The sequence below is a fragment of the Agrobacterium sp. CCNWLW32 genome (assembly GCF_037083425.1).
GTDB lineage: Bacteria > Pseudomonadota > Alphaproteobacteria > Rhizobiales > Rhizobiaceae > Agrobacterium > Agrobacterium radiobacter.
In genome coordinates this window covers 59,308-72,046 of record NZ_JBAOJM010000003.1, presented here as the reverse complement: position 1 = coordinate 72,046, position 12,739 = coordinate 59,308, and the positions used below count along the sequence as shown (strand labels likewise).

The following is a 12,739-nucleotide window of genomic DNA, read 5'->3' as shown; positions in this document are numbered from 1 at the left end:
CGCCGGAACGGCCTTTGCATTCCAAAATATACCCGGAGAGGGACTGGATATGAATATTTCCAGATTTTTTGTCGACAGGCCGGTATTCGCCGGCGTTCTGTCGATCCTGATTGTGGTGGCAGGCCTTCTTGGCATGCGCGCCCTGCCGATTTCCGAATATCCGGAAGTCGTTCCGCCATCCGTCGTCGTCCGCGCCACCTATCCGGGTGCGAACCCGGCCGTTATCGCTGAAACCGTCGCCACGCCGCTTGAAGAACAGATCAACGGTGTCGAAGGCATGCTCTATATGGGCAGTCAGGCGACATCCGACGGCGTGCTGACGCTGACCGTGACCTTCAAGCTCGGTACCGACCCCGACAAGGCGCAGCAGCTGGTGCAGAACCGCGTTTCGCAGGCCGAACCGCGCCTGCCGGCGGAAGTCCGCGCACTCGGCATCACGACGGTCAAGAGCTCACCCGACTTCATCATGGTCGTCAATCTGGTGTCGAAAACCGACGCCTATGACATCACCTACCTGCGTAACTACGCAACGCTGAACGTCAAGGATCGCCTCGCCCGCATCGAAGGCGTGGGCCAGGTGCAGGTCTTCGGCGCAGGTGACTATTCCATGCGCGTCTGGCTCGATCCGCAGAAGGTCGCCGAACACGATCTGGCTGCCAGCGACGTCTCCGACGCCATCCGCCAGCAGAACGTACAGGCGGCAGCCGGTGTCATCGGCGCTTCGCCGAGCCCCAACGGCGTCGACCTGCAGCTCAACGTCAATGCCCAGGGCCGTCTGACGACGCCGGAAGAATTCGGCAACATCATCGTCAAGAGCGGCGCCAACGGCGAAATCACCCGCCTGCGCGATGTCGCCCGCATTGAACTCGGTGCTGCCGATTACACGCTGCGCTCGCTGCTCGACGGTGAACCCGCCGTGGCTGTGGCAGTTCTCCAGGCCCCCGGCTCCAACGCCATCGAAATCGCCGACAATGTCCGCGCCACGATGGACAATCTGCAGCTGGCAATGCCTGACGGCGTGAAATACGAGATCGTCTACGACACGACGAAATTCGTGCGCTCCTCCATCGAAAAGGTCGTTGATACACTCCTCGAGGCCGTTGGCCTCGTGGTGCTGGTCGTCATCCTCTTCCTGCAGACATGGCGCGCATCGATCATTCCGCTGATCGCCGTTCCGGTCTCGATCATCGGCACCTTCGCCGTCATGTATGCTTTCGGGTTTTCCATCAACGCGCTAACGCTGTTCGGGCTGGTGCTCGCCATCGGCATCGTGGTGGATGACGCGATCGTGGTCGTCGAAAACGTCGAACGAAACATCGAAAACGGGCTCTCGCCGCGTGACGCCACCTATAAGGCGATGCGTGAAGTGTCCGGACCAATCATCGCAATCGCGCTGGTTCTGGTTGCGGTCTTCGTGCCTCTTGCCTTTATCTCCGGCCTCTCAGGCCAGTTCTACCGGCAGTTCGCACTGACCATCGCCATCTCCACCGTCATTTCGGCGATCAATTCGCTGACGCTGTCACCCGCTCTCGCGGCACTGCTGCTCAAAGAGCACGGTGCACCGAAAGACTGGCTGACCCGCTTCATGGACCGGATTTTCGGCTGGTTCTTCCGCGGCTTCAACCGCGCCTTCGGCGCCGCCTCAAACGGCTATGGCAAGACCGTGGGCGGGCTGGTGACGCGCAAGAGCCTGGTGATGCTGGTCTATATGGCGCTGGTGGCTGCAACCTACGGCATGTTCACGACCGTTCCGAGCGGCTTCGTGCCGGCGCAGGACAAGCAGTACCTGATCGGCTTTGCCCAGCTTCCTGATGGCGCAACACTCGACCGGACGGAAAGCGTCATCAAGCGGATGAGCGATATCGCCATGGAAACGCCCGGCGTCAGCCACGCCATCGCCTTCCCGGGCCTGTCGATCAACGGCTTCACCATCGGCTCCAACTCCGGCATCGTCTTCGCGATTCTCGATGACTTCGAAAAGCGCAAGACGCCGGAACTGTCCGGCGGCGCCATCGCCATGCAGCTGAACCAGAAATATGCGGGCATTCAGGATGCCTTCATCGCCATGTTCCCGCCGCCGCCGGTCAACGGTCTCGGCCAGACGGGCGGCTTCAAGCTGCAGATCGAGGACCGCGCCGGTTACGGCTACCAGACGCTTGACGAAGCGGCGAAAGCCGTGATCGCCAAGGCATACCAGACGCCGGAGCTGGCGGGCATCTTCTCCAGCTTCCAGATCAACGTGCCGCAGCTCTTCGCCGATCTCGATCGCGCCAAGGCCGAGCAGCTGGGCGTTTCGGTCAGCGACGTCTTCCAGACGCTGCAGATCTATCTGGGTTCGCTCTATGTCAACGACTTCAACGCCTTCGGGCGGACATACAGCGTGCGTGTGCAGGCGGATGCGCAGTTCCGCGCCCATGCGGAAGATATCGGCCGCCTGAAGGTTCGCTCCGCAACGGGTCAGATGATCCCGCTTTCGACGCTGCTGAAGGTGGATGCGACGACGGGACCGGAACGCACCAACCGTTATAACGGCTTCCTTGCAGCCGATATCAACGGCGGTCCGGCACCGGGCTATTCCTCTGGACAGGCGCAGGCGGCGATGGAGAAAATCCTCGCGGAGAACCTGCCGGCCGGGATTGACTACGAATGGACGGACCTGACCTACCAGCAGATTCTGGCCGGCAACTCCAGCATCGTGGTCTTCCCGCTGGCGCTGCTCTTGGTTTACCTCGTGCTGGCTGCGCAATATGAAAGCCTCACATTGCCGATCGCGATCATTCTGATCGTGCCACTCGGTGTGCTCGCGGCCCTGACCGGCGTCTGGCTGACGGGAGGGGATAACAACATCTTTACGCAGATCGGCCTTGTCGTCCTTGTGGGCTTGTCGGCGAAGAACGCGATCCTGATCGTGGAATTCGCCCGCGAGCTGGAATTCGAGGGACGAACGCCGCTTCAGGCGGCGGTCGAGGCAAGCCGGCTTCGCCTTCGCCCGATCCTGATGACCTCGCTCGCCTTCATCATGGGCGTGGTGCCGCTGGTCGTCTCGACAGGTGCGGGTGCCGAAATGCGCGCGGCCATGGGTGTCGCTGTCTTCTCCGGCATGATCGGCGTGACGTTCTTCGGCATCTTCATGACACCGGTCTTCTACGTGCTGGTGCGCAAGCTGTCGGGCAACCGCCCGCTCATCCAGCACAAGCAGGAAGAACCGGCCAATTCGGACTACAAGCTCGAAAAGGCCGGCTGAGACCATACTCCCATCCACCGCCACCTTCGACGCAAGCCCGCCGCGCATCCCCCCGGATGCGCGGCGTTTTTCATGGGCGGGAACGTCTATGCAACCATCCTGAAATAGAATCAGATTCAAATGCTTAAGTGACAAATACGCCTATATTGTCCCACTTTAAAACCGTCAAAAATCAATATAGCGCCATCACACGAAGAGAACCGCAAGAAACAGCGCTATTTTATGCTTTGTATTTTGTGGTAATTTCCAAGAACAGGGTGATTCGGACTAAATGATTTAGTTCAGGGGCTACATGATGGAGCAGGACTACGAAAGCTGGGCAACGACCGTTGCCTATTCGATAGTGATGCATGAGGGTCTTGATCTCGCGCTTTCCGCGCAAAATCTCGACAGAGGCAAGACCAGAAACAATCGCGAGCGGTTGATGGAAGCCATTCGCACATCCTTGCTGGAAGCGCGCTCGCGTAGCCACTTGACGGCGGTGCAGCGGATTTAACGCCGGCCTGGCTCCGGACTTTGCCTGCGGCATAGCTTGCCGTGGCAAGATCAGATCGGAAGCAAGTCGGTCCGAACCGCGGCCTTCAGCGGCAGATGGTCCGAGGCGATACGCGCCAGCGCGCTGTCATGCGCCTCCACCTGCTCGATCAGCCCTTTTCGATTGGCGATGATCCTGTCGAGCGCCAACACCGGCAGGTTGGACGGAAAACTCGGCACCGCCGGAGGCAGGGCGCCGAAAGCATCCCGGAACGTATTGAGCGACGAACCGTTGCCGAGACGCCATTCATTCAGGTCTCCCATGAGAATGGTCGCGCATTCGTTGCGCGCTTCCAGAAGGCCGATCAGCGCTTTCGCCTGCTGGGCGCGGGAATGCCTGAGAAGGCCGAAATGGGCGGCGATGACCCGCAGCGTGCCGCCGCTTTTCAGATCCAGTTCCACGACGAGCGCGCCGCGCGGCTCCAGCCCCGGCAATTTCAGCGTATGCACATCCCTGACGGCGCCTTCCTTGAACAGGACGACATTGCCGTGCCAGCCATGGGCCTTCACACCGGCCAGCACCGGCACTGGGATGAGGCCGCTTTCCCGCTCCAGCCGGGCGAGATCAAGCAGGCCGGTGCGTTCGCCGAAACGGCTATCCGCCTCCTGAAGCGCGATGATGTCAGCACCGATTTCCTGAATGACGCGGCTGGTGCGATCGGGATCGAACTTGCGGTCACGGCCAACGCATTTATGCACATTGTAGGAGGCGATCACCGGAAAGGAGTGATCTTTCGTCGCCGGTGCCGCACTCTGCCGCTGACGGCGGTCGCGCAGCGACTGCATGACGAAAGCGGACAGGCTGGTGTTTTTCGTCAAAGCCGTTTTTTCATCCTCCAGCAAACCGTTCTTTTTCACGCGTTTATGCCTCCGGTCTCGCGCTGCGCCCTGTCGGACGCACCGCACTCTAAAGATAAGGCGAAGCGAGCCACAGGACACGCTCCACAAAACGGACAACGAATGGCCGCGCATTCAGTTCGCTGAGCCGCACGGGCAAGGCGGTCGCACGTGCATCCCGGATGCGCTTCCCGATCGTTGCTGCGAATTCCTCATCCATAACTTCGAGATCGATCTCAAAGTTCAACCGCAAAGAACGCGGATCGAGATTGGAAGAACCGATGTAGCTCCAGCGCCCGTCGATCACCAGAAGCTTGGAATGGTTGAAAGCCCCCGTCGCCCGCCAGATGCGGCAATAATTCTTCAGCATCTGGTCGAATTGCGCCGTCATCGCCCTGTCCACAAGCACCAGATTGTTGCTTTTCGGCACGATGATATCCACCACGACCCCCCGCCTCGCTGCGGTAATGAGCGCCGAAATAAGCTCCCGATCGGGGAGAAAATAGGGCGACATGATGAGAATGGAGGAACGGGCGACGGAAAATGCCCCCATCAGCATCTTGTGACTGGTCTCGATGCTCCTGTCCGGCCCCGAGGAGCAGACGCGGGCGACGATCTGCGAGCCCGGCACGCCGTCGGGAATGGCGATATCCCAGACCGGCGCATCCAGAAGCTCCTTTGTCGTGAAGCGCCAGTCCTCCGCCGCGATGGAGAAAAAATCCGATACCACCGGTCCGGTGATCTTGAAATGCGTGTCGTGCGACTGGCTTTCGCCGCCAAATTCCAGCGTGAACCCCTCGCGGATATTCATGCCGCCGCTAAATGCAATGCGCCCGTCCACCACGAGGATTTTGCGGTGGGTGCGCAGATTGGCATAGGGCAGCCGCAGCCCCATGATGACATTGCCGTTGAAGACATCGCAGACGATGCCCTTTTCCCTGAGCGTCGGCAGGATGCTCGGCACGGAATAACGCGCGCCCACCGCATCCACCAGCACACGCACCTCCACGCCGCGAAACTTCGCTCTTTCGAGCGCCGCGACAAAACGGGCGCCGATCCGGTCATTGTCGAAAATATATGTTTCGAGAATGATCGACCGCTTCGCCTCCCCGATCGCCTCCAGCATGGCGGCATAGGCCGCGTCTCCGGTCACAAGCGGCTCGATACCGTTGCCGGTCGTCAACGCATGGCGCGTCACCCGGTCGCCCAGCGTCTTCATAGCCTCGAAACGCCGTCCGAAGCGCGCGGCGATCATGTCCCCGCTCGCATCCAGACGCGCCACGCGATCCATGATCTCGTCCAGCATGAAGGACCGCTTCTGCGTGATATTGGACCGGCGGATGCGGTTGATGCCGGCAATCGCATAGATGACCGCGCCGACGATGGGCGACAGCACGATAACACCGACCCAGCCAAGCGCGGAGCGGACCTCCTCCTTCGTCATCGTGGCATGCACGGCCGCCACGGTTCCCATCAAAATCGAGAGAACGGCAAGGATATGCGGCCAATAGGCAATGACGAGATCAAGCATGGTACAACTATAGAGTACTTCGGCAATCCCGCAATGACACGCAGGTGACGCTGGCAGAGACAAAGAACCTGACCGCGCCATGCTTTTGCGGGACAGACCCTTGCGGGATTAACGGTGGAAACCGGGCTTGCGATATGTCATGAGAGCGCATCTTGATCTTTGGCAGTGGCAGGGCGAGGTGCACTTGCGGGCTTTCTGCCTCGTTTGAAAGCAAGAAGGCCGTGATGCAGGAAAATACACAGGGCGCTGTCATCGTCATTTCCAGCCATGTCATGCGTGGCTCCGTCGGCAACCGCGCGGCGGTCTTTGCGCTTGAGACGCTGGGTTATCCGGTCTGGGCGGTGCCCACCATCGTCATGCCCTGGCATCCCGGCCACGGCCCGTCCACCCGCATGCGCTTTCAGGACGACGATTTCGACAAGGCAATGACCGACCTCGAAAACGCCAAATGGATCGGCGAGGTCAAGGCTGTCCTGACCGGTTATTTCGGCAGCGCGGCGCAGGTGCGCTCCGTCGCAAGGCTGATCCGCAATCTGAAGGAAAAGAACCCGTCGCTGATTTATGCCTGTGACCCGGTCATGGGCGATCTGGGCGGGCTTTACATTCCCCTTGAGACTGCCGAAGCCATCCGTGATCACCTCATCCCGCTTGCCACGGTCGCCACGCCAAACCGTTATGAACTGGCCTGGATGAGCGGCGCCGAGCTTGAGACCAACAATGCCATCATGGATGCCGCACTTTCCCTCGGCCCGCCGAAAATGCTGGTCACCTCAGCCGTGCCGATGATGACGGGCGGCACCGGCAACCTCTACCTCAGCGGCCGCCACGCACTGCTTGCCGAACATCGCGCCATCGAAAATGCGCCGAACGGTCTCGGCGACCTGATGTCGGCGCTGTTCCTCGCCCGCCTGCTGGAAGGTCTCGATGATGAAAAGGCGCTGCAGCTGGCAACCGCCAGCGTCTTCGAAATTCTGGCCCGCACCAAAAAACGCGACATGAACGAACTGACGCTGGAGACCGACTCTTCAAGTCTCTCCACACCCATGGCCATGGTGCAGATGCGTCATCTCTTGCATCCTTCGCGCAGCAAGCGCAAATAGCGACTAGAGCATTTCCAGGAAAAGTGGCCCCCGGTTTTCCGGCTGGAAATGCGGAAACAAGGAGTTGGAGCGGCTTCGCGGTTCGAAGAAAAGCGAAAATGCTCCAAAGGATTGGTCTTCAACGCACCGAGTTCTTCTCTTGATCTTGGTCCAAGCACAACGGTACTGCGATAGATGAAAGATTTTCCGGAAAACCTTCTCAACGGCTACAAGAACTTCATGAGCGGTCGTTATGTCGACGAACGCGAAAGATATCGCGTTCTGGCCGAGACCGGACAGAAACCGCAGACCCTGTTCATTGCCTGTTGTGACTCCCGTTCGGCGCCGGAAACCATTTTCGACTGCGGACCGGGAGAGCTTTTCGTCATGCGGAACGTCGCCAACATGGTGCCGCCCTATGAGCCGGATGGACAGTACCACGCCACCTCCGCCGCCATCGAATATGCCGTGCAGGTTCTGAAGGTGAAGGACATCGTCGTCATGGGCCACGGCCGCTGCGGCGGCATTCAGGCAGCACTCGATCCCAATCTCGAGCCACTATCACCCGGCGATTTCATCGGTAAATGGATGAACATGGTCAAGTCGGCGGCCGAACAGATCCAGAGCAACGACATCATGACCGCCTCCGAGCGTCAGACGGCACTGGAGCGCGTTTCCATCCGCAACTCCATCGCCAATCTGCGCGGCTTCCCCTTCGTCAAGGCGCAGGAAACCGCCGGCAAGGTGAAGCTGCACGGCGCATGGTTCGATATTTCGACCGGAGAATTGTGGGTGATGGACAGCAAAACGGGCGACTTTCGCCGCCCGGACCTGTGATTGAAGCGGATTGAGAGAGCGAGACGTCCTGGGTGGCCATTAATCTGCCCGGCAATCAAACCTCTCCTTCGTCATCCTCGGGCTTGACCCGAGGATGACGTCGGTTATGCGGGAAACCTCTGTCGGACGCTACGTCGCCGGATGCCGGATCAAGTCCGGCATGACGAAAGCGAAATTTTAGTCCGCAGAAACAGCCTTATTGGCCGTCGATCGCCTTGCCGATGAACGCAATGGCCTGCTGGTAGACGCTTGCAGCGTTCCAGCCCTGAATGGCGGCATAGTTCGCCTGACCCTGCTGATAGCCCGCACCACGCTGCCAGCCATGGCCGACGAGGAAGTTCGCGGTGGAAGCCAGCGCATCGGCGCGCGAGCCGACGAGATCGATACGGCCGTCGCGGTCGAAATCCACGCCATAGCGCACGACGTTCAGCGGCAGGAACTGCGTCTGGCCGATTTCACCATGGGCAGCGCCCTTGGCGTTGACGTTCAGCGAGCCGCTGCCAACGAGCTTCAGCGCCGCATAAAGCTGCTCGGTGAAATAATCCGAACGACGGCAGTCGAAGGAAAGCGTCGCAACGGCGGAAAGCGTATGCTGGTTGCCCATGAAGCCGCCAAAACCGGTTTCCATGCCCCAGATGGCGAGCAGCGGACCAGCCGGCACGCCGTAAGCGCGTTCGATGGACGCAAACAGAGCTGCATTGTTCTTCTTCATGGTCTTGCCGCGTGAAATGATCGTCTGACCACCGCGCTTCTGCATGAACTGTTCGAAGGACAGCTTGAAGCTGTGCTGACCGCGATCGGCGCGGATCGTCGCCTGGTTGTAGGAGACGCCGGAGAAGGCACGGTCAAGCACCGAGGCGCTGACGCCGCGGCCCGCGGCTTCCTGCTTGAAGGCGCCGACCCAGGCATCAAAGCCCGCCGAGGTGTTGCTGCATTGTGCAGCCATAACCGGCGTCGCTGCCAGAACCGAAACCATGGCCACACCAGCCAGAATTACCTTCATTGCCCGCATCAAAATCTGCCTTCGATATCCTTTGGGGAATTTTTCCCGAGAACCAAACCGTCAATACTGTATGATTCAGGTGCCAAAACTGTCTTTTGGCGGCCTAAATTGCCTTTCGACAGCAAGGCCTGCAAATAAACTGGCCGTGATCTCGCCAATTATAAAACCCGCCTGCCCCACACAGAACAGACGGGTTATACTTAACGAACCTTAAAAAATCGTATCGTAGATCAGGCAGCCGCCTTGCGGGGCTTGATGAGACCACGATTGACCAGGAGTTCGGCGATCTGGATGGCATTGAGGGCAGCGCCCTTGCGCAGATTGTCCGAAACAACCCAGATGTTGAGGCCGTTTTCAACCGTCGCATCTTCGCGGATACGCGAGATGTAGGTTGCGTCCTCACCGGCGGATTCGACCGGGGTGATGTAGCCGCCATCTTCATGCTTGTCGATGACGAGGCAACCCGGCGCTTCGCGCAGGATGTCACGCGCCTGATCGGCGGTGATCTCGTTTTCGAACTCGATGTTGACAGATTCCGAATGACCGATGAAGACCGGAACGCGCACAGCCGTGCAGGTTACCTTGATCTTCGGATCGAGCATCTTCTTGGTTTCCGCCAGAACCTTCCACTCTTCCTTTGTATAGCCGTCTTCCATGAAGACATCGATATGCGGAATGACGTTGAAGGCGATACGCTTGGTGAACTTCTTGGTTTCGACCGGATCGGCCACGAAGACGGCGCGGGTCTGCTGGAACAGCTCGTCCATGCCTTCCTTGCCGGCGCCGGAAACGGACTGGTAGGTGGAGACAACGACGCGCTTGATCTTGGCGAAGTCATGCAGCGGCTTCAGCGCGACGACGAGCTGTGCCGTGGAGCAATTCGGGTTGGCAATGATGTTCTTCTTGGTGAAGCCCGCTACCGCATCAGCGTTGACTTCGGGAACGATCAGCGGAACGTCCTGATCGTAGCGCCATGCGGACGAGTTATCGATGACGACGCAGCCCTGCTGGCCGATCTTCGGCGACCACTTCTTGGACACATCACCGCCGGCAGACATCAGGCAAATATCGGTGTCGGAAAAATCGTAGTTTTCGAGGTTCGAGACCTTCAGCGTGCGATCGCCATAGGAGACTTCCGTGCCCTGCGAACGGGCGGAAGCAAGAGGCACGACTTCATCGGCGGGAAAACCGCGTTCGGCCAGGATATTGAGCATTTCGCGACCGACGTTGCCGGTGGCGCCTGCAATTGCAACTTTGAAACCCATGATCAAGCTCTCTTTCTGTCTCTCCTCTTTTTGGTGAGGTGGGAACCCGCATTAGATCGCGGCTTCCACGATCCCCGGCCAAACCGGGGAGAGAGCGGTGGCCAGAGACGTCAGACGGTTTTAATCGTCGTTTTGGCCGTAATTCGGATAGAATAAGAAAGGCGCGGATCATCGCCGGCGGATTGTGCCGGTCCTTCCATGACGAACATGTCTGCAACATGCATGCGCAAGGTGATGCTCCTTCTTCGCCAGAAGCTATTAGAAGGTTTCTTGTTTGTGTCAAGAAAAAAGGCGCGTTTCAGGCCATCCGGTGCGGGCAGGCCAAAACCGCCCTGCGACATTTTTGCACATTATACATTAGACTAAAGTCATAATCCGAAAGCATCGCTCTTATTGGGGTTAATTTTCTGTCACTCTGACATCACGCGCATTGCAGCCGCAAGGTTTGCCCGGAGGAGAGAGATGGGCTCCGCAATGCGCCGATTGGGACATCTGTGGAGGACAGACAATGGCAAATGTTGCAGCCGTAAGCGGCGCAGCCCGTCCGATGACGGGTGAAGAGAAGAAGGTGATTTTCGCCTCTTCTCTCGGAACGGTCTTCGAATGGTATGACTTCTATCTATACGGCTCGCTCGCGATCTATATCGGCGCGAACTTCTTCAGCCAATATCCGGAAACGACACGTAACATCTTCGCGCTTCTGGCTTTTGCCGCCGGCTTCCTCGTGCGCCCCTTCGGCGCGCTGGTATTCGGGCGTCTGGGCGATATCGTCGGCCGCAAATATACCTTTCTGGTCACGATCCTCATCATGGGCGTCTCGACCTTCCTCGTCGGCGTGCTGCCCAGCGCATCGCAGATCGGCATTGCCGCTCCGATCATCCTGATCGCGCTGCGCATGCTGCAGGGTCTGGCGCTTGGCGGTGAATATGGCGGTGCTGCAACTTACGTGGCCGAACACGCGCCCAACGGCCGCAGGGGCTATTACACCTCGTGGATCCAGACGACGGCGACGCTCGGCCTGTTCCTCTCGCTGGTGGTCATCCTCGGTGTGCAGTTCGCACTCGGCAAGGAAGCCTTCGCCGCCTGGGGCTGGCGCATTCCCTTCCTCGTTTCCGTTCTGCTGCTCGGCGTATCCGTCTGGATCCGTCTGAAAATGAACGAATCCCCCGCCTTCAAGAAGATGAAGGAAGAGGGCAAGACCTCCAAGGCCCCGCTCAGCGAAGCCTTCGGCCAGTGGAAAAACGCCAAGATCGCCCTGCTTGCCCTCGTCGGCGCCGTCATTGGCCAGGCCGTCGTCTGGTACACCGGCCAGTTCTACGCGCTGTTCTTCCTGCAGAGCATTCTGAAGGTGGACGGGCAATCGGCCAACATCATGGTCGCGGCAGCGCTCATCCTCGGCACCAGCTTCTTCGTGATCTTCGGCTGGCTTTCCGACAAGATCGGCCGCAAGCCGATCATCATGGCCGGTCTCGTTCTCGCAATGCTGACCTACTTCCCGCTGTTCAAGGCGCTCACCTGGGCGGGCAACCCGGCACTTGCGCAAGCGCAGGCCAGCGTTCGCGCCACCGTGACCGCAGCTCCGGGCGACTGCAAATTCCAGTTCAATCCGACAGGCACGGCGAAATTCACCACATCCTGCGATATCGCCACCTCGTTCCTGACGCGCAACTCCGTTCCCTATGACGTCGTTGCGGGAGCGGCCGGCGAACCGGCGAGCGTCAAGATCGGCGACGCCACCATCGCCAGCTACGACGCCATCGCAGCCGGCGCGGATGCATCTGCAAAGGACAAGGCCTTCCAGAAGCAGGTCAACACCGCGTTGCACAACGGCGGCTACCCGCTGGTGCGCGGTGCGGCACAGGTGCCGGATGCGAAACTGGACGCCTTCATCGCAGCCAACCCGGAGCTCAACCTCAATGCGGTAGCCGTTCGTGCCGCCGACAAGAAGATGGTCGCAACCGACAAGCTGGTGGCGGACAAGCTGCTGACGCCGGCCGAGACCGCCGGAGCGACTGAGATGGCCGTCTACACCATTGCCGGCGGCGGCGCCTTCGCCATGGTGGCCGATCCGGCCGCCGTGAACTGGGTCGTCATCATCGCGGTCCTGACCGTGCTCGTCATCTATGTGACGATGGTCTATGGCCCGATCGCGGCCCTGCTGGTCGAACTGTTCCCGACCCGCATCCGCTACTCCGGCATGTCGCTGCCCTATCACATCGGCAACGGCTGGTTTGGCGGCCTTCTGCCTGCCACCGCCTTCGCGATGAGCGCGGCGAAAGGCGACATCTATTACGGCCTCTGGTATCCGATCGTTTTCGCAGGCATCACGCTCGTCGTCGGCCTGCTGTTCCTGCCGGAAACCAAGGATCGCGACATCCACACCATGGATTGAGCGACAACCTGAAGGAC

At 59.6% G+C, this 12,739-nt stretch carries 10 protein-coding genes; 5 read left to right on the top strand and 5 right to left on the bottom strand.

Features of this window, described 5'->3' with window-relative positions:
* The first annotated feature begins 49 nt into the window (after positions 1-49).
* Both V6R85_RS07625 and V6R85_RS07620 read left to right on the top strand, forming a co-directional pair.
* The gene (locus V6R85_RS07625) at positions 50-3,244 is read left to right on the top strand and encodes an efflux RND transporter permease subunit (RefSeq protein WP_003504054.1); all 3,195 of its coding nucleotides are present in this window, start codon (positions 50-52) and stop codon (positions 3,242-3,244) included.
* A gap of 292 nt (positions 3,245-3,536) precedes the next feature.
* Complete coding sequence (locus tag V6R85_RS07620) at positions 3,537-3,740, top strand: hypothetical protein (protein ID WP_162692635.1); 204 nt, start codon at positions 3,537-3,539, stop codon at positions 3,738-3,740.
* A gap of 50 nt (positions 3,741-3,790) precedes the next feature.
* Here V6R85_RS07620 and V6R85_RS07615 read toward each other — a convergent pair whose 3' ends face one another.
* Together V6R85_RS07615 and V6R85_RS07610 are read right to left on the bottom strand one after the other, a co-directional pair.
* Positions 3,791-4,636 carry an endonuclease/exonuclease/phosphatase family protein gene (locus tag V6R85_RS07615; RefSeq protein WP_111835092.1) on the bottom strand — a complete coding sequence of 282 codons (846 nt, stop codon included), beginning with the start codon at positions 4,634-4,636 and terminating at the stop codon, positions 3,791-3,793.
* 49 nt (positions 4,637-4,685) lie between these two features.
* Positions 4,686-6,146: a phospholipase D-like domain-containing protein gene (locus V6R85_RS07610; protein WP_111835093.1), complete on the bottom strand. Its 1,461-nt coding sequence runs from the start codon at positions 6,144-6,146 to the stop codon at positions 4,686-4,688.
* 224 nt (positions 6,147-6,370) lie between these two features.
* On the opposite strand from V6R85_RS07610, the gene pdxY reads away from it, so the two are divergent.
* Both pdxY and V6R85_RS07600 read left to right on the top strand, forming a co-directional pair.
* A complete protein-coding gene (pdxY, locus tag V6R85_RS07605; protein ID WP_003504045.1) occupies positions 6,371-7,246 on the top strand; it encodes a pyridoxal kinase PdxY in 876 nt (291 codons plus the stop codon).
* 174 nt (positions 7,247-7,420) lie between these two features.
* Positions 7,421-8,062: a carbonic anhydrase gene (locus V6R85_RS07600; protein ID WP_003504043.1), complete on the top strand. Its 642-nt coding sequence runs from the start codon at positions 7,421-7,423 to the stop codon at positions 8,060-8,062.
* A gap of 196 nt (positions 8,063-8,258) precedes the next feature.
* Here the strand turns inward: V6R85_RS07600 and V6R85_RS07595 are convergent, their stop codons facing one another.
* From V6R85_RS07595 to V6R85_RS07585, 3 genes are all read right to left on the bottom strand, one after another.
* Positions 8,259-9,074: a lytic murein transglycosylase gene (locus V6R85_RS07595; protein WP_003504041.1), complete on the bottom strand. Its 816-nt coding sequence runs from the start codon at positions 9,072-9,074 to the stop codon at positions 8,259-8,261.
* A gap of 221 nt (positions 9,075-9,295) precedes the next feature.
* Positions 9,296-10,330: an aspartate-semialdehyde dehydrogenase gene (locus V6R85_RS07590; protein WP_003504038.1), complete on the bottom strand. Its 1,035-nt coding sequence runs from the start codon at positions 10,328-10,330 to the stop codon at positions 9,296-9,298.
* Between the two features lie 110 nt (positions 10,331-10,440).
* Positions 10,441-10,671, bottom strand: a complete 231-nt coding sequence (locus tag V6R85_RS07585; RefSeq protein ID WP_003504036.1) for a hypothetical protein — start codon at positions 10,669-10,671, stop codon at positions 10,441-10,443.
* 167 nt (positions 10,672-10,838) lie between these two features.
* Here V6R85_RS07585 and V6R85_RS07580 point away from each other — a divergent pair, with 167 nt between their 5' ends.
* Positions 10,839-12,722: an MFS transporter gene (locus tag V6R85_RS07580; RefSeq protein WP_003504034.1), complete on the top strand. Its 1,884-nt coding sequence runs from the start codon at positions 10,839-10,841 to the stop codon at positions 12,720-12,722.
* Positions 12,723-12,739: the final 17 nt, after the last annotated feature.